Annotated in this window: 17 protein-coding genes and 2 riboswitches; of the genes, 10 read left to right on the top strand and 7 right to left on the bottom strand. The window is 53.0% G+C overall.

All coding sequences use genetic code 11. The annotated features are described in order from the left end of the window. The 4 genes from G3I67_RS08685 to gcvP all read left to right on the top strand — a co-directional run bounded on the left by G3I67_RS08685 (window position 1) and on the right by gcvP (window position 6045). A complete protein-coding gene (locus G3I67_RS08685) occupies window positions 1-1197 on the top strand; it encodes a BaiN/RdsA family NAD(P)/FAD-dependent oxidoreductase (protein WP_163654359.1) in 1197 nt (398 codons plus the stop codon). 112 nt (window positions 1198-1309) lie between these two features. Beyond that, window positions 1310-1404, top strand: a riboswitch (glycine riboswitch). A 23-nt stretch (window positions 1405-1427) separates the two neighbouring features. Further along, a riboswitch (glycine riboswitch) is annotated at window positions 1428-1537 on the top strand. A 73-nt stretch (window positions 1538-1610) separates the two neighbouring features. After that, a complete protein-coding gene (gene gcvT / locus G3I67_RS08680; protein WP_163654357.1) occupies window positions 1611-2708 on the top strand; it encodes a glycine cleavage system aminomethyltransferase GcvT in 1098 nt (365 codons plus the stop codon). A gap of 42 nt (window positions 2709-2750) precedes the next feature. Next, window positions 2751-3131 carry a glycine cleavage system protein GcvH gene (gcvH, locus tag G3I67_RS08675; RefSeq protein WP_163654355.1) on the top strand — a complete coding sequence of 127 codons (381 nt, stop codon included), beginning with the start codon at window positions 2751-2753 and terminating at the stop codon, window positions 3129-3131. A gap of 10 nt (window positions 3132-3141) precedes the next feature. Next, complete coding sequence (gene gcvP / locus G3I67_RS08670) at window positions 3142-6045, top strand: aminomethyl-transferring glycine dehydrogenase (protein ID WP_163654766.1); 2904 nt, start codon at window positions 3142-3144, stop codon at window positions 6043-6045. 97 nt (window positions 6046-6142) lie between these two features. Here gcvP and G3I67_RS08665 read toward each other — a convergent pair whose 3' ends face one another. From G3I67_RS08665 to G3I67_RS08650, 4 genes are read right to left on the bottom strand one after another with little or no spacing between them, the layout of a single operon-like run. Next, window positions 6143-8032, bottom strand: a complete 1890-nt coding sequence (locus G3I67_RS08665; protein ID WP_163654353.1) for a DUF945 family protein — start codon at window positions 8030-8032, stop codon at window positions 6143-6145. 21 nt (window positions 8033-8053) lie between these two features. Next, complete coding sequence (locus tag G3I67_RS08660; RefSeq protein ID WP_163654351.1) at window positions 8054-8563, bottom strand: dihydrofolate reductase; 510 nt, start codon at window positions 8561-8563, stop codon at window positions 8054-8056. A gap of 22 nt (window positions 8564-8585) precedes the next feature. Then, window positions 8586-9380 (bottom strand): thymidylate synthase, encoded by a 795-nt coding sequence (locus G3I67_RS08655; RefSeq protein ID WP_163654349.1) that lies wholly within the window; start codon window positions 9378-9380, stop codon window positions 8586-8588. A gap of 13 nt (window positions 9381-9393) precedes the next feature. Continuing rightward, window positions 9394-9840, bottom strand: coding sequence for an OsmC family protein (locus G3I67_RS08650; protein ID WP_163654347.1), 447 nt, complete (start codon window positions 9838-9840; stop codon window positions 9394-9396). A 159-nt stretch (window positions 9841-9999) separates the two neighbouring features. On the opposite strand from G3I67_RS08650, the gene coq7 reads away from it, so the two are divergent. From coq7 to G3I67_RS08635, 3 genes are all read left to right on the top strand, one after another. Continuing rightward, the gene (coq7, locus tag G3I67_RS08645) at window positions 10000-10671 is read left to right on the top strand and encodes a 2-polyprenyl-3-methyl-6-methoxy-1,4-benzoquinone monooxygenase (protein ID WP_203583602.1); all 672 of its coding nucleotides are present in this window, start codon (window positions 10000-10002) and stop codon (window positions 10669-10671) included. Window positions 10672-11037: 366 nt separating this feature from the next. Further along, window positions 11038-12312, top strand: coding sequence for a Vi polysaccharide biosynthesis UDP-N-acetylglucosamine C-6 dehydrogenase TviB (gene tviB, locus G3I67_RS08640; protein ID WP_163654344.1), 1275 nt, complete (start codon window positions 11038-11040; stop codon window positions 12310-12312). 14 nt (window positions 12313-12326) lie between these two features. Then, on the top strand, window positions 12327-13352 hold the full coding sequence (locus G3I67_RS08635; RefSeq protein ID WP_163654342.1) for an NAD-dependent epimerase/dehydratase family protein: 1026 nt from the start codon (window positions 12327-12329) through the stop codon (window positions 13350-13352). Window positions 13353-13362: 10 nt separating this feature from the next. On the opposite strand, the gene pgi is transcribed toward G3I67_RS08635, so the two are convergent. Both pgi and G3I67_RS08625 read right to left on the bottom strand, forming a co-directional pair. Continuing rightward, window positions 13363-14928, bottom strand: coding sequence for a glucose-6-phosphate isomerase (pgi, locus tag G3I67_RS08630; protein WP_163654339.1), 1566 nt, complete (start codon window positions 14926-14928; stop codon window positions 13363-13365). Between the two features lie 22 nt (window positions 14929-14950). Beyond that, on the bottom strand, window positions 14951-16339 hold the full coding sequence (locus G3I67_RS08625) for a phosphomannomutase/phosphoglucomutase (protein WP_163654337.1): 1389 nt from the start codon (window positions 16337-16339) through the stop codon (window positions 14951-14953). A 213-nt stretch (window positions 16340-16552) separates the two neighbouring features. Between G3I67_RS08625 and G3I67_RS08620 the strand changes: the two genes are divergently transcribed. After that, the gene (locus G3I67_RS08620) at window positions 16553-17968 is read left to right on the top strand and encodes an FAD-binding oxidoreductase (protein WP_163654335.1); all 1416 of its coding nucleotides are present in this window, start codon (window positions 16553-16555) and stop codon (window positions 17966-17968) included. 16 nt (window positions 17969-17984) lie between these two features. Next, window positions 17985-19886, top strand: coding sequence for an LTA synthase family protein (locus G3I67_RS08615; protein ID WP_163654333.1), 1902 nt, complete (start codon window positions 17985-17987; stop codon window positions 19884-19886). A 28-nt stretch (window positions 19887-19914) separates the two neighbouring features. Here the strand turns inward: G3I67_RS08615 and mutM are convergent, their stop codons facing one another. Beyond that, window positions 19915-20742: a bifunctional DNA-formamidopyrimidine glycosylase/DNA-(apurinic or apyrimidinic site) lyase gene (mutM, locus tag G3I67_RS08610; protein WP_163654331.1), complete on the bottom strand. Its 828-nt coding sequence runs from the start codon at window positions 20740-20742 to the stop codon at window positions 19915-19917. A gap of 61 nt (window positions 20743-20803) precedes the next feature. Here mutM and G3I67_RS08605 point away from each other — a divergent pair, with 61 nt between their 5' ends. Beyond that, window positions 20804-22651, top strand: coding sequence for a tetratricopeptide repeat protein (locus tag G3I67_RS08605; RefSeq protein WP_163654329.1), 1848 nt, complete (start codon window positions 20804-20806; stop codon window positions 22649-22651). Window positions 22652-22660: the final 9 nt, after the last annotated feature.

Here is a 22660-nt window from a genome sequence, read left to right as displayed (position 1 = left end):
ATGCGGCATGTCGATGTCGTGGTGATCGGAGCCGGTGCCGCAGGCATGATGTGCGCAGCAGTGGCTGCGCAGCGAGGACGTAAGGTTGTTCTGATCGATCACGCGGAGAAACTCGCCGAAAAGATCAGAATTTCCGGAGGCGGTCGATGCAATTTCACAAATCGACGCGTCACCCAGGAAAATTTCATCTCCGCTAATCCGCACTTTGCCAGATCCGCACTGGCGGGATACGGACCGGATGATTTTCTTGCGCTGATTAAGCGTCACGGCATTGCCTGGCATGAAAAACACCGGGGTCAATTGTTTTGTGATCACAGTAGCGAGGACATCATCGAGATGCTTCGTCGCGAATGTGATCAAGGTGGCGTGGACTGGTGCATGCCATGCGCAGTTACTGAAATTGTGCGTGCTGAAACGAACCAAGGCGTAGAGTACAGACTGGCAACCGATCAAGGGCCTATTCATGCATCCAATCTCGTCATTGCAACGGGAGGATTGGCGATTCCTCAGCTGGGAGCGACGGATTTTGGCTTGAAAGTCGCCCGCCAGTTTGGCTTGAAGGTCATCGAACCTCGACCAGCGCTTGTACCGCTGACATTCGAGACCTCGACATGGTTGCCATTTGCCGAACTTTCCGGCTTGGCGATCGAGGCCGGCATTTCGACAGGAGTAGGGAAAAAGACTCAATCATTTTTAGAGGATGTCTTGTTCACTCATCGTGGCCTATCCGGTCCGGGGATTTTGCAGATTTCCAGTTATTGGCAGCCTGGCGAGCCAATTGTGCTTGATTTGGCTCCCGGTCAGGAGATGGCAGCCATGCTAATTGAGGCCAAGTCCGGCAGTCGCCAGCAGTTGGGCACTTTTCTCGGAACCTTGTGGCCCAAGCGCCTGGCTGAGCAATGGCTGGGCGAAGATGCTGCAAAGAGGCTGGCCGATGCACCGGATCGATTTTTGAAGGACCTGGGACAGCGCATACAAGCGTGGTCGATTATTCCGAACGGTACAGCAGGTTACAAGAAAGCCGAGGTGATGCGAGGTGGTGTCGACACGAAAGGGCTGGATCAGCGTTCTATGCAGGCAAAATCTGTTCAGGGGCTTTATTTCATTGGTGAAGTGGTGGATGTCACAGGCTGGCTTGGCGGCTATAACTTTCAGTGGGCCTGGTCGTCAGGTGTAGCCTGCGGGCGAAGTCTTTAAAATCTTTGCCTTACACCCCGCTAGCGGTCGAGACAGTTTGATCTTATCCGGCACGAAACGAATAACAGGTTGATATAAAAGGCGGTTTCGCGTTATGCTGGCATTGCTGTGAATACATGTTGCGGGAGAGTGCATACCTTTAAAGGTTTGCCGCCGAAGGCGCAATTCGCCCGGAATCGCTCAGGCCCCCTATACCGCAATACGTACCGGTTTATCTCCCGCATACACCGGCATGGCACTCTGGAGAGACCCGCGACCTTTAGGTCACCACGGGCGCCGAAGGTGCACACCCGCAAAGTTTTGCGGGGCAACTCTCAGGCAAAAGGACAGAGGGGCGCATAGCTGGTTGCGCATGCAATGCATGAGCTGCTTGTCTTTTGCCCTTATCCCATTGTCCTTGCTGGAGTCGCCTGATGTCTGATGCTCTCAAACGTACCCCCCTTGCCGATGTCCATGTTGCCGCCGGTGCGCGCATGGTCGACTTTGGCGGATGGGATATGCCTGTCAATTACGGCTCCCAGATCGAGGAGCATCATGCTGTGCGACGCGCAGCAGGTATTTTCGATGTCTCGCACATGCTGAACGTCGATGTTGAAGGACCGGATGCAACTGCCTTTTTACGTTTGCTGGTTGCCAATGATGTCTCCAGGCTGACGAGTCCCGGCCGCGCCTTGTATTCCTGCATGCTCAATCCGCAGGGTGGGGTGATTGACGATCTGATTATTTATTTCTTCACGTCTACCCAGTGGCGGTTGGTTGTGAATGCAGGCACGGCTGATAAAGACATTGCCTGGATGCAGCGTGTGGCGACCTCTAAAAAATTCGATGTCAAGGTGACGCCCCGTCGTGATCTGGCGATGGTTGCCGTGCAGGGCCCCCAGGCGCGAGAGAAAGTTTGGGCCGCGCGTCCGGCTTGGCGTGCATCGACCGAATCCCTGATTCCATTTAGCGCGGCGATTCTGCCTGATGCCATGGTGGCTCGTACGGGATATACGGGTGAGGATGGTTTTGAAATCGTTGTGCCGGCAGATCAGGTTGCCAAGCTCTGGCATGACTTGGTTGCGCAGTCCGTTCAGCCCTGTGGCCTTGGTGCGCGCGATACGCTGCGTCTGGAAGCCGGCATGAATTTGTATGGTCAGGACATGGATGAGTTGATTCATCCAAATCAGGCCGGTTTGACCTGGACTGTTTCGCTCAAGGATACAGATCGTCGCTTTATCGGTCGCGATGCCATCGAGCAGTTTGCCGATCCCAAGGTATTTATCGGCCTACAGTTGCTTGAGCGTGGCGTGATGCGTGCGCACATGGCCGTACGTTGCGCGCAGGGCATGGGCGAAGTCACCAGCGGCACGATGTCGCCGACACTGGGATATTCAATCGGATTTGCCCGTTTGCCTCAAGGCGTGACGGTAGGCGATACAGTCGAAATCGATATTCGGGGCAAGTGGGTTCCAGCCCGGGTTTGCAAACTGCCTTTTGTTCGCAATGGACAGCCTGTTCAACACGGTTGACACCATCATTTTCAATAGCAATGAATTTTCTGGAGACTTAACATGAGCATTCCTAACGATCGTAAGTATGTCAGCAGCCACGAATGGATCAAGGCTGATGGCGATGTCATGCAAGTTGGCATCACCGGCCCGGCGCAGGAACAACTCGGTGATCTGGTATTTGTGGGTGATGTGCGCGTCGGCGCAAATCTTGCAGCCGCCGAAACCGCTGGCGTGGTCGAATCGGTAAAAGCCGCGTCCGACATCTATGCCCCTGTTGCCGGCGAAATCGTCGCATTCAATGAATCCCTGAACGATGCGCCGGATCAGATCAATAGCGATCCTTACGGTACCTGGATTTTCAAGATCAAACCTGTTAACGCAGCGGATATCAATGGCTTGCTGGATGCCGATGGCTACCAGCGCGTTGCGGATGCAGGTTAAGGCGGTCATGATGTCTCATTCTTCCATTCCTCAAGCACCCCGCGGTTCGGCTTTCGATACGTCCGAAGCGTTTATCCCTCGCCACATCGGTCCCGGACTCCAGGATCAACAGAAAATGCTTAAAGCGGTTGGCGCAAGCAGTATCGAGACGCTGATGCAAGAGGTCGTTCCGGCCAACATCCGTATGTCGGGCCCGTTGAATCTGCCCGGTCCACGCGATGAAGCGGATGTGTTGAATGAGCTGCGTGAAATTGCGAGCCAGAACAAGGTGTTTCGCAATTACATCGGTCAAGGTTATTACGGTACGCACACACCGAATGTGATTTTGCGCAACATCCTTGAAAACCCTGCCTGGTATACCGCCTACACGCCCTACCAGCCCGAGATTTCGCAAGGTCGTCTCGAAGCCATACTGAACTATCAGACCATGGTGGCCGACTTGACCGGACTGGATATTGCCAATGCCTCCCTCCTGGATGAGGGAACGGCCGCGGCAGAGGCGATGACGCTGGCTAGACGCGCCTCGCAATCGAAAAGCAAAGTGTTTTTTGTCTCAAGCCATTGCCATCCCCAGACGATTGAGGTGATTCGCACGCGTGCGGATGGCCTGGATATCGACGTGGTGGTTGGTGATGAGGCACAAGGCGTGCCGGATTGTTTCGGACTGCTGGTTCAATATCCGCATTCCCTGGGCGGTGTTGTCGATTACCGCGCATTGACCGAAGAGATCCATGCTAAGGGTGGCGTGGTGGCTTGCGCGACAGATCTGCTTGCGCTTGCTTTGCTCGAACCTCCCGGACACTGGGGTGCCGATATCGCGATCGGATCGGCGCAACGATTTGGCGTTCCGTTCGGCTTCGGTGGCCCGCATGCGGGTTTCATGTCCTGTAAAGACAGTTTCAAGCGCAACATGCCCGGTCGCTTGGTCGGGGTGTCGAAAGATGCCCAAGGCAATACGGCATTGCGACTTGCGTTGCAAACGCGCGAGCAACACATTCGCCGCGAAAAGGCCACCTCGAATATCTGCACGGCGCAGGTACTGCTTGCGGTCATGGCCAGCATGTACGCGCTATGGCATGGCCCCAAGGGTATTGTCGCGATTGCCCGTCGCGTTCATTTATCGACGGCTGCGTTGCGCGACGCTTTGAAATCGGTGGGTGTGAACGTAGTCAACGACACATACTTCGATACGTTATTGCTCGACACCGGTGCGCTTACCACGCAACTGCTGCAAGCAGCGCGTCATGCGCAAATTAACCTGCGTATCGTTGGTGGTACCCAGGTGGCGTTGTCTCTGGATGAAACCGTCACCGTGCAGGATTTATCCGAGCTTGTCGGGCTCTTTGCAAACGTGATGGCTAAACCCGTTCCCGCGGTGAATCTGACGGCCAATCAAAGTACGGCCCTGCCGGGCGTTCCCGCTTCGGTGTTGCGCAAGTCCCCAATCTTGTCGCACCCGATATTTTCAAGCATTCAATCCGAGACGGATATGTTGCGCTATCTGCGTAAGTTGTCCGATAAGGATTTGGCACTTGACCGCACGATGATTCCGCTGGGATCGTGCACCATGAAACTCAATGCGACTGCGGAAATGATCCCGGTCACTTGGCCGGAATTCGCGCTGATTCATCCTTTTGCACCTTCGGATCAGACGCGAGGCTATCAGGCCATGATCGATCGCCTGTCCAAGGCACTTTGTGAAATCACCGGTTACGATGCCGTCAGTTTGCAGCCCAATTCCGGAGCGCAGGGTGAGTATGCGGGCCTGCTCGCAATTCGTGCCTATCACCGTGCGAACGGTCAGTCGCAACGCGATGTTTGCCTGATTCCCTCTTCGGCTCATGGTACCAACCCCGCATCGGCCAATATGGTCGGCATGGAGGTTGTCGTTGTTGCTTCCGACGCGAAAGGAAACGTCGATGTGGTCGACCTGAAAGCCAAAATCGAAAAGGTCGGCGATCGCCTTGCCGCGTTGATGATTACCTATCCTTCAACACACGGCGTGTTCGAAGAAACCGTCACGACCATTTGCGACATGATTCATCAGGCAGGTGGTCAAGTGTATATGGACGGTGCCAACATGAACGCAATGGTTGGCGTGGCGCAGCCGGGCAAGTTCGGTTCGGACGTATCACATTTGAATTTGCACAAGACTTTCTGTATTCCCCATGGTGGTGGTGGTCCGGGTGTGGGCCCCGTTGCAGTGAGATCGCATTTGGCTCCGTATTTGCCGGGCGTGGTTGGTGAGCAAGGTTTCCTGTCGGAAGAAGTTCCCGTGGGCCCTGTTTCAGCCGCACCCTTCGGGTCAGCCAGTATTTTGCCGATCTCGATGGTTTACATCGCCTTGATGGGTGCCGATGGGTTGCGTCGCGCAACCGAGATCGCGATCCTGAATGCAAACTACGTTGCGCGCAGGCTCGAGTCACATTATCCCGTGCTATATACCGGTACCCAAGGTCGTGTAGCCCATGAATGCATTCTCGATATTCATGACATTAAAGAAAGCTCCGGCGTCACAGCCGAAGATATCGCCAAGCGTCTGATGGATTATGGTTTTCATGCGCCAACCATGAGCTTTCCGGTTGCGGGTACTTTGATGGTCGAACCTACAGAATCGGAAAGTCTCGTGGAGCTCGATCGTTTCATCGACGCCATGATTTCGATCCGTCAGGAAATTGCGCAAATCGAGCGTGGTGAGCGCGATAAAACAGACAATGTCCTGAAGAATGCGCCCCATACCGCGCAGATGTTGTTGGCCGAAGAATGGCATCATGATTATCCGCGCCAACAAGCCGCCTATCCGGTTGCCGGTTTGCGCGACAACAAGTATTGGCCACCGGTTGGTCGTGTGGACAATGCCTGGGGTGACCGAAATCTGGTGTGCGCGTGTTTGCCGATCGAGGCTTACGTCTGATAATCAATTGACTGATTAACCGATCGGCATAAAGGCCTTACTAAAAAGCCGCTAAATAAATTAATTTATTTAGCGGCTTTTTTTGCTTAGCTATCGACTATTTTGAATCGCTTAAATCTTTAGAAAAATCTCCAACGATTTTGAAGAACATGTTTACCATGGCTTCGACTGCATCTCGTCCTATCCCACCGTAGGCGCTGATATCCATTTCAATCACTGCCTCGCGCTGGTCGTTGACGTAGGCGCGAGCCCATCGATTACGCAAGTTCCAGTTGTTGACAATTTTTAATGCGATCGGACGGTTTGGAAGGAATGTGGCGCGCAACAATACATCTTCGCAGGTTGGGTCGGTGGCGCATCCGATGAAGATAAATTCGATTTTTTCGGCACCCGTGCTGCCCGGACGAATCTTGAGTACCGGATCGCCTTGATCGTCTTTCGTTTCCTCGAAGTTGTAATCCGATGTTGTCAATATCGAGGCTAGGACAGAAGGATCGAGATGTTTGATTTCGGCGGTTTCATCCGGTTTTTCCTGTCTGGTCGATTCTTCATCAACCCAGGCGGACGGAATCGCGGACGCTAGAAACTGGAACATCTTATCAATAGACATCTGCTGTCCGTTGATTTTGAATTTGTCTTTCGTGAAGTCGAAGTGAACGGTTAGCTTGTCACCCTCGAACTTTCCGACTTTAAATTGGGCAACCGCATCCATCATGGTTTTTATTTCCGTATCCGAGCGCGATTTGGCTTGTGTGGCACTCAATCCCGTCGCTCGCATGTATTGCATCAAGAGGGCGGAGATCATCGGACGTGAAAGCGTAAGCGTGCTTTCTAGGCTTGTTAATGGGTTGCTTGCCAAGCCGATACCGTTGGATTTGACATTTGCAGGACCGAAAGCGGCATTGAGCTCGAATTGACTGGTGCCATCCTTGGTTTTCCATGAGACTGGAGCGATGCGTATGGTTGGCGCCGCTTGGGACAGGATATGCAAGCTCTGCCAGAATTGTTTTACATCCGATGCATTGACGAGATCCGCCTCCTGCGGGTTGTTCATTGATCGCGAAATCAGGTTGGCGTATAAATCGATCAGCGACTTTAATCCCTTTCCGTCCAGATTGCCGTATGTAGCGGCGAACTTGAGTTCGCCAAGATCGACTTTATTTACCGACAGCGCGCCGACCTCGTACTGAGCCGAACCATCGACCAGTGCACCATTTTCTTTCAGTTCAAAGCGGCTTTGGATTTTTTCGGCCTTGAGATTTAGGCCTTTAGGTAAAGAGACCGTCAGGCTACCAATATCGGCGCCGTGCGAACCTAGTTTGAGATCGAAAGACCCATTTTTTGTATCGGTATGGATTCGGCTATCCCGGATTTCGAGGCTGGATTGGTCATCGGATATTTTCAGGTTGTTGAGTACGAGCTCTCCACGTGTCGAGGACAATCTGGCGCCAAGTTCGGTTTTCAGGCTTGCTCCGCCAAAGCTCGAGCGAACATTGTTTTGGTTTAAGTCCACCGGGCGGGCAGTCCAGTCAAGTCTGGCACGGCCAGTGCGATCAACAATCGTATGTCCCTGGATCAGGGATTGGCCATTTAGAGATTTAAACAGCTCTTCCGTAAAGGGGTTGCGCACCATGGTCGTTTGAATCGACGCACCAATGACATTGAAATGCCCTTTCATCAACTCCGAAATCGGCAAGGGGCCATGTTTGATGTCATTAACAAAGATAATTTCGGGCTTTGGGTTGGTGTTTTCTGCAGTCGGAAATGACAATGAGAGGGTCACCCGGCTTGTAAAAATGCCGCGTTCATAATTTGTCTGAGTGAGCAGAACTTGATCCGGCCACTGTTTGGTCAGATAGCTGTTTGCGGCATCGATGATGGTTTCTGTTTCCGACTGGATTCGTGAGCCCGATAACCAACTGCTTGCGGCATAGCCGGCAAAAACGACAGCAAGTGCGCCGGCACTAATGACTAATTTACGCTTCATCGGGGATGATTCCTATCTGATTTAATCTGTATTCGTATTGACGGATTGCGATTTGCTGCGTTGGTAAACAACGATGTCATAAGGCAAACCATTTTCCGGTGGCTGGGGTGCTCTGGATCGTTCAATCCAGACTCCGGGATCAAGTTCGGCAAAAAAAGCATCGCCTTCGACTTCGGCCTGAATCTCGGTTGCGATGACGCAGTCGGCGATGGGTAGCGCTTCGCGATAAATTTGCGCGCCTCCAATCACAAACGCTTGCTCGGCATCACGGACCAATTCCAATGCCGATTGCAGACTGGAGACGAATTCGGCTCCGTCGTGCGATAAATCGGGATCGCGGGTAATGACAATATTGCGTCTTCCGGGTAGGGGGCGTCCAAGCGAGTCCCATGTTTTGCGACCCATGATGATTGGACAACCCGTGGTGGTGCGCTTGAAGTGAGCCAGATCTCCGGACAATTTCCAGGGCAATGTATTGTTGCGCCCGATCGTCCGGTTTCTGGCGTAGGCAACAATCAGGTTAAGTTGCATGCGTTGGTTTTTCCGGTATTTTCTAAACCGCTACGGGTGCTTTGATGTGAGGATGATGCTCATAATTCTCGATTACAAAGTCTTCGTACTGGTAATCGAATAATGAATCGGGCTTACGTGCAATCTTGAGTTTCGGATAAGGGTAGGGTGTTCGCGACAATTGCAACTCGACTTGCTCAAAGTGATTGCTGTATATGTGGCAATCACCACCCGTCCAAATGAAGTCGCCAACTTCCAGATTGCATTGCTGGGCAACCATGTGGGTGAGCAAGGCATAACTCGCGATGTTGAACGGGACGCCTAAAAAAATATCCGCGCTTCGTTGGTAAAGTTGGCAAGAAAGTTTGCCTTCGGCTACATAGAATTGAAAAAAAGCATGGCAAGGGGGTAGCGCCATGTTTTTGATTTCTCCGACGTTCCATGCTGATACGATCAGACGGCGCGAATCCGGGTTTTGTTTGATCTGTTGGACAACCTGACTGATCTGGTCGATGTGCTGACCATCTGGCGTTGGCCATGAGCGCCACTGCACGCCGTAAACGGGGCCCAGGTCGCCGGTGGGGCTGGCCCATTCGTCCCAGATTGTGCAGCCGTTTTCCTGCAGCCATTTCACGTTGGAATCGCCACGCAAAAACCAGAGCAGTTCGACAAAGATGCTGCGTGTATGCAGTTTCTTTGTCGTGACCATCGGAAACCCTTTCGAAAGATCGAAACGCATCTGGTAGCCGAACACCGAACGTGTCCCTGTGCCGGTGCGATCGGTTTTATTCACGCCATGCTCGTATACATGGCGCATGAGGGTTTCGTACTGATCCATTCTGATCGTCCTGTTAGGCGGTGGCCGGCTGGTCGGCGGCATCGTCGCGAATTTCCGCTGTCCATGTGATGGCTGCGGTGTGGGCAAGCATGGCGGAAGCTGAGCAGTACTTTTCGTGCGACAGACTGATTGCTCGTTCGACTGCGGCTCGAGTCAGATTTTTACCCGTTACGGTGAATGCGAAATTGATCTTGGTGAAGACCTTCGGGTCCACGTCCGCGCGCTCGGCTTGCAACACCACCGAACAACCTGTGACCTGGTGCCGGCCGCGCTTTAGTATGAGAACGACATCGTAGGCTGTGCATCCGCCTGTGCCGACAAGCACCATCTCCATTGGACGCGGTGCAAGATTGTGACCGCCACCCTCGGGAGCACCGTCCATGGCTGCAATGTGTCCCGTGCCGGTTTTGCCGATAAAAAGCATGCCCTCGGGGCCGCCCCAGTCGATTTTGACTTCCATGATCAATCCTTGCTAAACACAGACTGTAAACAAGGAATCTTAACCCTTTTAGTCGGGTTTTTGCCTGAATCTGCAGGATGAAAACGCGCGCCGGTATTAAAATGCAAGGCTCACACACTGATCAAATTTAAAGCCCGTTGGAGCGTATCGATGAAGCATATGCACAGTTCTGCACGACATTCTTCGTTTGCACGTCGCCGCAGCTGGTTCGAGCCTTTAATCGAAGAGGTGGACGTCGCGCTGCAAGTATTGTCGGGGGTGGTTGTTGGAACTCGACCCAATCCGGCCGGATCGCGCAAGGCAGAACCGGATGAGCTGAATCGCGAACAAAAGAGCCATGCCGCAGGGCTGATGCGGGTCAATCATGTCGGTGAAGTTTGTGCGCAGGCCTTGTATCGGGGGCAGGCTGCCGTTTGCAAACGCGCTGATACCGCTTCGCTGCTCTATCAGGCTGCAGCCGAAGAGGTTGATCATCTGGCTTGGTGCTCGCAAAGATTGTCCGAGCTTAGTAGCCGTCCAAGTCTCTTGAATCCGCTTTGGTACGCCGGCTCATTCAGTTTGGGGTTGCTGGCGGGGCGTGCCGGTACTGCCCGTAATTTGGGATTCATGGCAGAGACCGAGCGTCAAGTCGAAGCACATTTGGATGATCATCTGAAACGGTTGCCTGTCGAGGATGTCAGATCCCGCAAAATCGTGGAGCAAATGAAGCAGGATGAAATCGGACACCGGCTCACAGCCGAGAGAAACGGCGCCTCGGATTTGCCTGTGCCTGTTAAAGGACTGATGAAAATCATGTCGAAAGTGATGACAACCACAGCTTATCGAATTTAAGGATTTTTTGAGATGAAACACGCAATACCCATCGATTGTGCATTGCACAAAAACAACATTTAATCGATTATTTTTAAAGTGATACAAAGTTCTTGCTTCACTTCAAAATTTGTTCTATGATTCGTTTATGGAAGTTAAGTCAATAGTGTTTTGAATGTAAGTGCTTAATCAGTTGCTGGGTTAGTTAAAACCCTAATAACTGAGAAATCAAGCAAATACTCAAACACTGAGTGTTGTAAAACATTCCTTAACTTGCCAAGGTTGTCTCCTCCACCCTCCTCCTTTGGTGGATTTAGCCCAAGACTGCAAAGTCTTGGGCTTTTTTTTTTAGTGGTACAAATAGGCATCAGGCAGTCGGAGAAAATTTTGCAGATAAACGACATCAAACTTGCAATTGTCGGCTTGGGCTACGTCGGCCTGCCTCTTGCGGTTGAATTCGGCAAGAAACGCAGCGTCATCGGTTTTGATATCAACGAAGCTCGTATAGCGGAGTTAAAGCAAGGACACGACCACACCCTCGAAGTGGATGACGATGAATTGAAGTCCGCCACCGGTTTGCAGTTCACAACATCTCTTGAGAGATTAGGTGAAGCGAATGTCTTTATCGTGACGGTGCCTACGCCCATTGATCGCTATAAGCAACCGGATTTGACTCCATTGATCAAGGCGAGCGAGACAATTGGCCGGGTGCTTAAGAAGGGCGATATTGTTATTTACGAATCCACGGTGTATCCCGGTGCAACTGAAGAGGATTGCGTACCGGTGCTTGAGCGAATGTCCGGGCTTGTCTTTAATCGGGATTTTTATGCTGGTTACAGTCCGGAGCGTATCAATCCGGGGGACAAGGCGCATCGGGTCAGCACGATTAAAAAAGTAACATCGGGCTCCACTGCTGAAGTTGCCGCGTTGATTGATGATTTGTATAAGCAGATCATTGTCGCCGGCACGCATCGTGCCCCGAGTATCCGCGTAGCCGAAGCTGCCAAAGTTATTGAGAACACGCAACGCGATGTCAACATCGCGCTGATCAATGAGTTGGCTTTGATATTCAACAAGATGAATATCGATACTGAAGCGGTTCTTGTGGCGGCTGGCACCAAATGGAATTTTCTGCCGTTTCGCCCCGGCCTGGTTGGAGGGCATTGCATCGGAGTGGATCCCTATTACCTGACGCATAAAGCGCAATCGATCGGTTATCACCCCGAGATCATATTGGCGGGTCGACGCCTGAATGATGCGATGGGGTCGTATGTCGTGTCTCAACTCGTTAAAGCCATGACGCGCAAAAGCATTAACGTCAAAGGAGCGCGTGTTTTAGTCATGGGGTTGACCTTCAAGGAAAACTGCCCGGATTTACGCAACACGCGCGTAGTCGATATCGTCAGCGAATTAAAAGAGTACGATATGGACGTAGATGTTTACGATCCGTGGGTGGATTTGAAAGAGGCGCAGCTCGAATATGGACTGACACCTGTGCAAATCCTCGAGAATGGGATTTACGATGCGGTAGTGTTGGCGGTGGCGCACCATCAGTTTACGGATCTGGGGGCAGCGGGGATTCGCGCTTTGGGTAAGCCTGCGCATGTACTGTATGACTTGAAGTACATCCTGCCTGCCGAACAATCGGATTTGAGGCTGTAGTCGGGAGAAGCAACATGACCAGTCGCTATCAGCAAGTACAAAACGAATTGCGCAAGAATCCACGCACATGGCTGGTGACGGGCTGCGCCGGTTTCATCGGATCAAATATTCTCGAGACCTTGCTCAAGCTTGAGCAGAACGTGATCGGACTTGATAATTTTTCGACCGGATATCAGCATAATCTTGATGAGGTACGGGAGTCGGTTTCTCAGGATCAATGGCAACGATTCAAGTTTATTGAAGGCGATATACGCGACCTTGCGACATGCGAAAAAGCGGTAACCGGTGTGGATTTTGTATTACACCAAGCAGCTCTTGGTTCGGTGCCGCGATCGATTAAGGATCCGATTACTACCAATGCAGTGAACATCTCCGGCTTTTTGAATGTGTTGACAGCAGCACGCGATGCGCAAGTAGCTTCATTCGTTTATGCGGCTTCAAGTTCCACTTATGGTGATCACCCTGGTTTGCCAAAGGTCGAAGACCGAATCGGCAAGCCGTTGTCGCCCTATGCTGTCACCAAGTATGTGAACGAGGTTTATGCTGATGTCTTTGCCCGCACATACGGTTTCGGAAGTGTAGGCTTGAGATATTTCAATGTGTTCGGCAAGCGCCAGGATCCCGAAGGTGCGTATGCGGCGGTGATTCCTAAGTGGATTGCGGCGATGATTCGCAACGAGGACGTTCATGTCAATGGCGATGGCGAAACCAGCCGTGATTTCTGTTTTGTCGAGAATGCTGTGCAAGCCAATATTCTGGCCGCAATGTCTCACCCCGATGGCGAAAGCCAGATCTTTAATGTGGCCGTGAATGCACGTACCAGCTTGAATGAACTGTATAAGTATTTAACGGTCACGCTCGGCAAACATGGCGTGCAATATGCCAAAGAGCCACGGTATAGGGATTTCAGGGAAGGGGATGTCAGGCATTCGCAAGCCGATATTACCAAGGCGAAAACCTTATTAGGTTACGAGCCACTGTACACCATCGTGCAGGGACTTGAGGTTGCCATGCCTTGGTATACGCAGTTTTTGCGTTAACTTTCCTGCATCAACCGCTTGCCAGTTTTTTGACCCAGTATGCAGTTGATGCATCGTATGGGCTGACATCCGGGTCGCTTCCCAACGCATCGAGCCGGCGTTCGATATCGCCGGCAAGTTTTTTACCGAATTCAACGCCCCATTGATCAAACGGGTTGATGCCCCAAAGGACCGCTTCGGTAAAAACTTTGTGCTCATAAAGAGCAAGAAGCTCGCCAAGATGGCGCGCGTTTAACTGCGGCAGAACGATCAGTGTCGTAGGACGCCCGCCGGGGTGAACGCGATGTTTTGCCAGTATGGCTGCTCGTTGCGGATCCGATTCGGTGCGCCGAACTTCAGCCAATGCTTCCTCAAACGATTTACCTTCGAGCAGTGCCGATCTTTGCGCCAAACAGTTGGCGATTAGTAATCGATGGTGACGGTTATGCCGGTGATCCGGTTTGGCACACAGAACAAAATCGACAGGGGCGCCTTTGCTTTCCTGATGCAGCCACTGGAAGAAAGTATGCTGGCCATCCGTCCCGGGCATTCCCCAAACCACCGGGCTGCTCGGAACATCCAGTTTGTTGCCGTCAAGCATGGTGGACTTGCCTAGCGACTCCATTTCGAGTTGTTGCAACCACGGCACGAGATTTTGCAAGCGCGCATCATAGGGACACAATGCGAGTGACGCGTATCCCAGAACGCTACAGTTCACAACTGCACTTAATGCCATTTGAACCGGCGCATTGAGCTCGATGGGGGCCGTCAGAAAATGTTCATCCATGGCCGCAGCGCCGGCCAACATATCGTTCAATGCATCCTGCCCCAGTCCGAGGGCGATGGGCAAGCCGATCGAAGACCATATCGAGTAGCGACCGCCGACCCAATCCCAGAAACGGAAAATATGATCATCACTGATGCCGAAGTCACGGGCGGCTTTGGGGTTTGCGGTTACGGCCACAAATTGATCGAGTGGATTCTTGATCTTGTTTGCGCGTAGCCAGTCGATCGCACAGGCGGCATTGGCAAGGGATTCGGTAGTGGTGAAAGACTTGGATGAGACGATGATTAATGTGTCGTGAGGATCGAGCCCCTCCAGGGCCGCGGTAATGGCATGCGCATCCACGTTCGAGGCAAATCGAATAGTGCGTCGGCTGGATCTGCCTTTAAGCGATTCCACCGCAAGTCGCGGACCCCAGTCGCTTCCGCCAATCCCAATGTGCACAACATAACGGTAGAGATTATGGGAATTTGCTTTTTCGATAAAGCTCGCGAGCCTCGCTTGTTCAAGCTGGATGTCCTGTGCAACTGCCGCGGGTGGTGATTTTGCGCGTAGAGCAGTGTGCCAGGCGGGGCGATTCTCCGTCCAATTGACGATGCCGCCTTCAAACAGATCCCGACGCGCCTGCTCAAAGCCTTGTTGGGCAAGCAACTCCGTCGATGCATCCGTGAGTGCGGGCGAATGTCTTTGCGTACTCAGGTCGACGTCGATGTCTGCAGCATGGATCACGCGAACATCAACCGATGACAGCGGGCTGGACCGAGCCGCTTCGCAAAATGTTTTCCATACGGGGCGATTGGATAATGCGGTCATCTTGCGGCTCGTCGATCGTGTGTTAGAAGGGAAGTGTGACGTGCGGCGCGAGCTCAAGTAATTGGGTTCGGAACGATTGCTTGATACGTTCAAGAGCTGCATCCGAGTCGCCCTCAAAACGCAGCACGACGACAGGAGTCGTGTTCGATGCGCGAGCCAGGCCAAACCCATCCGGATAGTCGGCACGCAAGCCATCGATTTTGATGATTTCGGTTGCGCCTTCGAATTTGCCTTCCGATTGCAGGCGCTTGATCAGCGCATGCGGTTCGCCTTCTTTCATTTCGAGTTTGAGTTCTGGTGTCGAGACACCCTGAGGCAAGGCCTCCAAAATAGCGGAAGGGTCACGTTGCTTGGAGAGAATCTCAAGCAATCGTGCGCCCGTGTACAAGCCATCATCGAAGCCGAACCAGCGCTCTTTAAAGAAAATGTGTCCACTCATTTCTCCGGCAAGAGGGGCACCTGTTTCGGCAAGCTTGGCTTTGACCAGGGAATGACCGGTCTGGCACATCAATGCCTGACCGCCGGCTTTGCGGATTTCGACCGCGACATGCCGACTGCATTTGACGTCATAGATAATGGTTTCGCCCGGGCAGCGCTCAAGCACGTCACGCGCATACAGAATCAGTTGGCGATCCGGCCATATGATCTGACCGGATTTGGTCACTACACCGAGACGGTCGCCATCACCATCAAAGGCCAGGCCTATTTCACAATCGGTGGTTTGAACGCAGTGAATCAAATCTTCCAGATTGTGCGGCTCGGCGGGATCCGGGTGGTGGTTCGGGAATGTGCCATCCACTTCACAGAACAACTCTGTCACCTCGCAGCCCAGGCCACGGAAAAGTTTTGGGGCAACCGCGCCGGCAACTCCATTGCCGCAGTCGATTGCAATTTTCATTGGACGAGCTAATTTGATGTCACCCAGAACTTTTGCCAGATAGGGCGTCATGATGTCGACTTCTTTGCCCTGGCCGGGTGCTTTTGCGACAGCGACTCCGGCTGCGACTTCATCGCGCAGCTTCAGAATGTCATCACCATATAGAGCGCTACCGCCCATCATCATTTTGAACCCGTTGTAATCGGGAGGATTGTGGCTACCGGTGACGGCGACTCCGGATCCGGTCTTAAGAGTGTAAGCGGCAAAATAAACAAGGGGAGTGGGCACTTGACCAATATCGATCGTATCGACTCCGCCATCTCGAATGCCTTGTTGAAGAGATGCAGATAGCGAGGGACTGCTGAGTCGTCCGTCTCGACCCACTACCAGAGCGCTCACGCCAGCTGCGCGGGCACGCGCGGCAAGACCTCGTCCGAGCTCGCGCGCGAATTCCGGATTGAGCGCTGTCGGCACAATGCCCCGGATATCGTAGGCCTTGAACGAAGAATGGGGAAACGGGTGCGTCGTGGTCAAGATGAATGGCTCCGGCAGAATGTTTTTAATCTCCCCTCATTATCCCAGAAACCGACCCTTATCCTCGCCAAATCGAATTGCGGAAAGCCTGCGCCGACGTTCTATCCTACAATTTGACCCATTAAATTCCGCAATTTTTGTGCGTTAGAGTCAATACGATTGATGGCGTTTTGATGCGATGATGCGGAGCCAATTCAATATTCGGGGATAAATATGAGTATTATCAAAGAGTTAGAGGGTTTTCTCGGAGCCGGTCAGGTGCTGACCGGGGAGGCGGCAGCCCCATTTCTGGTGGATTGGCGAAATCGCTATCAGGGCAGTGCGCTGGCCGTGGTGCGCCCCGGCTCAACCGAGGAAGTTGCCGGAGTCGTCCGACTCTGTGTTCAACATAATGTCCCTTTGGTTCCCCAGGGTGGAAATACAAGCTTGTGTGGCGCAGCCACGCCCGATGAGTCGGGAAAGTCGATTGTGATGAGTTTGCAGCGCATGAATAAAGTGCGCTCGATCGATACCGACAACGATACGATGACAGTCGAGGCCGGCTGCGTACTCCAGTCGCTGCAGGAAGCTGCACGAGAAGCCGGGCGCTTGTTTCCGCTTAGTTTGGCAGCGGAAGGCAGTTGCACGATCGGTGGTAATTTGTCGACCAATGCCGGTGGCACTCAAGTGTTACGGTACGGCAACACGCGCGATCTGACTTTGGGTCTGGAGGTGGTGACGGCAGAGGGCGAAATCTGGCATGGATTGCGCGGGCTGCGCAAGGACAATACCGGGTACGACTTGCGTGACCTGTATATCGGCAGCGAAGGCACGCTGGGCATTATTACCGCCGCAACGATGAAGTTATATCCTTTGCCCGTTGCGCAACGTACCGCCATGCTGGCTCTGAATTCCCTTGAGGACGCGATCGAGGTTCTTTCGCGCGCGCGTGCGGGGTTCGGTGCGTCATTGACAGGGTTCGAAGTGATGGGTGGCAGTGTGCTTCAGGCCGTGGTGCGATTGTTTCCACAGCAACGTCTTCCTTTTGAAGGCGAGTCGGCAAATTCGGCCTGGTTTGCTTTGCTCGAATTGTCCGATAGTGAAAGTGCGGATCATGCACAGCAACGCTTTGAAGAAGTGTTGGGTAAAGCGATCGAGGATGGTTTGGTCATGGATGCCGCAATTGCAGAAAATATTGCCCAAAGCAAGGCAATGTGGCATCTGCGAGAAAGCATTCCGCTGGCCGAGGCCGAGATCGGTAAGAGCGTGAAACACGATGTGTCGATACCGATTTCATTGATCGCCAAATTTGTCGAAACCACTAATGCGGCACTGCAAGTCAAGTTTCCGGGCGTGCATCATGTCGTTTTCGGACATCTCGGTGACGGCAATCTGCATTACAACGTTGTCCGGGCGGACAATATGACCGAGCAAGGGCTGATGGATAAGCAATATGAAGTCTATGAGCTCGTTCATGATAGCGTGCATGCTTTTGGCGGATCGATTAGCGCCGAGCATGGTGTCGGTCAACTTAAGCGCGATCAACTGCCTCGATACAAGACCGAGCTTGAACTTAAGTTGATGAAACGAATCAAAGATGCGTTGGATCCAAAGGGATTGATGAATCCAGGCAAGGTTTTGCAGGCTTAAAAATCAGGGAGGGCGAGTGCGGCGATTAACCTGGAGGTTCTGGTGGTCTGCGCTGTTGTTGCTGACTTTGTCGCGCATCGCTTTGGTCGCATGGCAGTGGCCGCGTGTAGCAGCTGTCGATGGCATATGGCCGGTGATGTTCGGTGGTTTGCGCATGGATTTGGTCATGCTTGGCATGATGATCGCTTTACCCGCGGCGCTTTCACCATGGTTTGGACATTTCGGTATTGCGCAAAGGATCACTGCCTGGTGGTTCAGAGCCTGCTGGTTTCTCCTCTTGCTTCTGGAGGCTTCGACACCTCAGTTCATCACTGAATACGACTCGAGGCCGAATCGCCTTTATTTCGAGTATCTTGGGCATCCGAAAGAAGTGTTCGGCATGTTGTGGGAAGGATATAAGTTTGTCATTTTAGGGGCGATCATTTTGATCGCCATCGGCATGTGGGTAGGTTTCAAGCTGTTTGCCGCGGGCCCTGCGGATCGCCCCATGCGTTGGTGGTTGCGCCCTTTACTTAGCCTGGCGTTGATTGCTTTTTGCGTGATGTCGATACGCGGCACACTAGATCACCGTCCCATCAATGCCTCGACAGTCGCATTTGGCAACGATGCCATGGTCAATACGCTTGCGGTCAACAGTTTTTGGAACGTCACCAATGCGGCCTATCTGATGACAAATGAAAAATCTTCCTTCGATATGTACGGCAAGATGTCGGTCGAAGAGATGAATCATGTTGTGCGTCAGGCAGCCGGATTGTCCGACAAGATGATGGATCCATATTTTCCGACGCTACACGAACAAACCGCTACGATCAGGCGGGACAAGCCTTTGAATCTTGTGATCATCTTGCAGGAAAGTCTTGGTGCGCAATATTCGAAGGCATTGGGTGGGGCAGGGTTGACTCCCGAGCTTGATGCGCTGGGTCAGCATGGCTGGTGGTTCGAACGCGCCTATGCGACCGGAACGCGATCCATACGCGGACTTGAAGCCATCAGTACGGGCTTTCTGCCAACGCCCGCCCAAGCAGTCTTGGCGTTGCCGCGTGCTGAGACCGGCTTTTTTACGCTTGCCGAATTACTTGGGCGCCAGGGCTATGTCTCGCGATTTATCTATGGCGGTGAAGCGCATTTCGACAATATGCGAGGTTTTTTTCTGGGTAACGGGTTTAATGAGGTGATCGATTTACCCAAATTCGTGTCGCCTAAATTTGTCGGATCCTGGGGGGCATCGGATGAAGATATGTTTAACGAGATCGATCGCTTATTGCGTTCTGATGGGGATCGTCCGACATTGACATTGGCCTTTTCAGTATCGAACCATTCGCCGTGGGAGTACCCGAAAGGCCGAATTGAGCCGGTTGGGGATCCGGCCTCCGTTACCAACACGGTCCGCTATGCGGATTGGGCAATTGGAGATTTTTTCAAAAAGGCGCGCCAGGCTCCGTACTGGAACAATACGATTTTCATGGTGGTTGCCGATCATGATGCACGCGTATCCGGCAATCTGGTTCCGGTTAAGCACTTCCATATTCCCGCCCTGATTTTGGGGCCGGGTGTTCCGGTCAAAAAGGATGCTCAGATTATCAGCCAGATCGATCTGGCGCCGACTTTGTTGTCGTTGATTGGGGTAGATGCTGTGCACCCGATGATCGGTCGCGATCTGACCCGACATGCTAGCGGACGCGCCATGATGCAGTTTGGCGATAACTACGGCTATCTCAAAAGCGGCGACGGCAATGAAGAAACGCTAGTCGTCCTGGAACCAGGCAAGCCCGGCAGAACGAGTCGCTATCGTGCTCCGGATACTTATACCCAAATCGAACCGGATCGCGAACAAGAGAAAGAGGCACTCGCGCATGTGTTGTGGCCAAGCTGGGCCTACAGAGAACAACGTTATGGGCTGCCGGCACTAAAAAAGTAGCGTCGACCGAGGCGGAATCGATCGAAGATTAGACTTTTTGGCAGTGCGGGCAAAAATATGTGGCTCGTTGTCCCTGCACAATGCGCTTGATCGAGGTCTGGCAGACGCGGCAGGGCTGGCCGTCTCGCTCATAAACCGCTGCATGCAGCGTGAAATAGGCTCCCGGTTGACCGGTTGCGTCGACATAGTCTCTCAGCGTACTGCCACCGGATGTCAGTGCGTCGTTCAACGTGCTGCGAATAGCTTGAACCAGTCGTTCGCAGCGTGCGATTGAGATGCGCCCCGCCTTTGTTTTTGGGTGGATTCTGGCTCGAAACAAGCTCTCTGAAGCGTAGATATTGCCCGCGCCTACAACAATATCGCCAGCCAGTAATGCCTGTTTAATCGACATTGTTCGGCCAGCCAGGCCACGATGAAGCCATTGGGCATCGAATTTGGGGTCGAATGGTTCGATGCCAAGCTTTTGGAGCAGGGGATGCTTTTCGACCGGTCCATCTCGATTGTCGTGCCACAGTACCGATCCGAACCGTCTGGGGTCGTGCAGCCTGAGGGTGACGTGGTCGAATTGCCATTCCACGTGGTCATGATTGCGCAACAACGAACCTGGCGCAACGCTGCGCAGCGAGCCTGACATTCCCAGGTGTATCAGTTGGGTACCCTGATCGAAGTCGATCAACAGATACTTACCCCGTCTACGGCAAGCTCGTATCACTTGTCCGTTGACCCGGTCGGGAAGGTCGGTCGGAATAGGCCAGCGCATACGGAATTCATGGATTACCATTCTTTTTAGGGTGTGACCTGTGGTAATCGCGTCAATTCCACGGCGAGTTGTTTCAACTTCGGGTAGTTCCGGCATGGGTGAGTGCTAACATCCTGACACTAAGTGAGCTGATTGTGCCACCAACTAGGCGGGTCGCGTGAAGTCTTTGTCAAAATCCGGTTTGTTTTTAACATTTGCAGCGAGTTGTTCGATTGCAATTTCGAGCCTCTGGGCCTCTGCCAGTATTGCGCAGACGGCACCTTCGATTCGTCCTTCCGGGGGCGTGAGTCAGAACGCGCCTTTGCAGGTCAAGCCTCGAACTCCGGAGTCCGAGGAGATTTATCTTCGGGCGGGCGAGCTTCCTGAAGTGACGATGACCTCGAGTGTGATGTTCAGGATATTGGCATCAGAATTCTCTGCCCAGCGTGGCGTTTTTCTGCCGGCCGGTAAAACCATGCTGGATTTGGCGCGTGAAGTGGGCGATGTCCGACTGGCCAAGCGATCGCTCGAGTTTTATCTGGCAGGCGGTAATCTGGCCGGCGCGCTAGATGCGTCGCGAGTTTGGGTGCGCCTGGCACCTGATAACGCCGAGGCGGCATCGACCGAAATGGCCTTGGCTGCGGCTGCCGGCCAGACCAGCGGTCTAGCTACTGCCCTGCGCAAGCAGATCGATGCGGCGCAGGACAAAAAGGGCGCAATTGCCAATGCGCTGAGTGTGCTGAGCCGGATGCCCGATCGACGCGAAGCGCTCGTGATTCTTGATCAAGCAATCAATGAAAGCACGGCTAAAAACATGCTCGCCGCGCATTTGGCACTGGCCGATGTGGCACAAGGGGCAGGGGATGAAAAGCGAGCGGTGGCTGAAGCCAAGGCTGGCCTTGCAGTTTCTCCTCGTTCCGAGGATGCCGCCATGCGTGTTTTTGAATACGGATTGGGCGTGGATGCGGATCAGGCAGTACGTGATGCCAGAAACTTCATTTCCGCACATCCGGGCGCACGTCGCGTACGCCTTTTGCTGACAGGTTATTTGGCTGACAAGCAGCAGTTCGATGCAGCTCTTGCCGAGCTGGCATCGATGCTCAAACGGTTTCCTGAAGATTTTGATTTGATGTACATGCAAGCCCAGGTGCTGTATCGAGCCAAGCGATTGGATCAGGCCCAGGCTATGCTTGAGCAATTCGTGAGCGTTCAGACGCAGAGAATGAACGCCAATCCGGCTGGGGCGACGGATGCTGCCGCTGCGTTGGCCGAGGCCTATTCGTTGTTGGCGCGTATCGCTCAGGATCAAGGGCGTCTGGACGATGCATTCAAATATTTATCCCAGATCGAGGATCCCGCGGCAAGACATCCCGCCAGGATCAGACAGGCATTTATACGTCTCAAACAGAATCGATTCGATGATGCGCTAGCTATTATTGATAGCGCCGGTCCGGAAACCGATGAGGAATACCAGGCTAATGTGTTGAGTGCCGCGCAAGTGTTGCGCGATGCCAATCGGATTGACGAGGCGATCAGACGGTTGCGTGTCGCGGACAACAAGCAGCCGGACTCGGTGGAGATCAAGTACGAGTTGGCAATGCTCTATGAGCGGCAAAATAAAATTAAGGATGCCGAACGATTGTTGCGCGAAATTATTGCGCTAGATCCCGGTCATGCGCACGCCCACAATGCGTTGGGTTATTCACTAGCCGATCGTAATCAGCGTTTGCCCGAAGCATTGAAGTTGATCCAGCGTGCGCATGAGATTTTGCCGAAAGATCCCTTCATCATGGATAGCCTGGGATGGGTGAAGTTTCGAATGGGCGACAGGAAAGCCGCCATAGAGTATCTGACCAAGGCGTATGCTATTCGACCTGAAGCCGATATCGGCGCGCATCTCGGTGAAGTCTATTGGGTTCAGGGTGATCGTGAACAGGCGTTGAAATATTTCAAGGAAGCCAGCTCCAAGGATCCTAAAAACCCGACCCTGATTGAAACGCTCAAAAGGCTGGGAGTCAAGATTTGAGGTTTCCGG

The organism is Sheuella amnicola (assembly GCF_010499255.1).
Taxonomy (GTDB): domain Bacteria; phylum Pseudomonadota; class Gammaproteobacteria; order Burkholderiales; family Burkholderiaceae_B; genus Zwartia; species Zwartia amnicola.
This window is presented reverse-complemented; position numbering and strand designations above follow the sequence as displayed.

Coding starts and splice junctions, on each gene's coding strand:
- G3I67_RS08685 (WP_163654359.1), top strand. CDS start 1: ATGCGGCATGTCGATGTCGTGGTGATCGGAGCCGGTGCCGCAGGCATG.
- gcvT (WP_163654357.1), top strand. CDS start 1,611: ATGTCTGATGCTCTCAAACGTACCCCCCTTGCCGATGTCCATGTTGCC.
- gcvH (WP_163654355.1), top strand. CDS start 2,751: ATGAGCATTCCTAACGATCGTAAGTATGTCAGCAGCCACGAATGGATC.
- gcvP (WP_163654766.1), top strand. CDS start 3,142: ATGTCTCATTCTTCCATTCCTCAAGCACCCCGCGGTTCGGCTTTCGAT.
- G3I67_RS08665 (WP_163654353.1), bottom strand. CDS start 8,032: ATGAAGCGTAAATTAGTCATTAGTGCCGGCGCACTTGCTGTCGTTTTT.
- G3I67_RS08660 (WP_163654351.1), bottom strand. CDS start 8,563: ATGCAACTTAACCTGATTGTTGCCTACGCCAGAAACCGGACGATCGGG.
- G3I67_RS08655 (WP_163654349.1), bottom strand. CDS start 9,380: ATGGATCAGTACGAAACCCTCATGCGCCATGTATACGAGCATGGCGTG.
- G3I67_RS08650 (WP_163654347.1), bottom strand. CDS start 9,840: ATGGAAGTCAAAATCGACTGGGGCGGCCCCGAGGGCATGCTTTTTATC.
- coq7 (WP_203583602.1), top strand. CDS start 10,000: ATGCACAGTTCTGCACGACATTCTTCGTTTGCACGTCGCCGCAGCTGG.
- G3I67_RS08635 (WP_163654342.1), top strand. CDS start 12,327: ATGACCAGTCGCTATCAGCAAGTACAAAACGAATTGCGCAAGAATCCA.
- pgi (WP_163654339.1), bottom strand. CDS start 14,928: ATGACCGCATTATCCAATCGCCCCGTATGGAAAACATTTTGCGAAGCG.
- G3I67_RS08620 (WP_163654335.1), top strand. CDS start 16,553: ATGAGTATTATCAAAGAGTTAGAGGGTTTTCTCGGAGCCGGTCAGGTG.
- mutM (WP_163654331.1), bottom strand. CDS start 20,742: ATGCCGGAACTACCCGAAGTTGAAACAACTCGCCGTGGAATTGACGCG.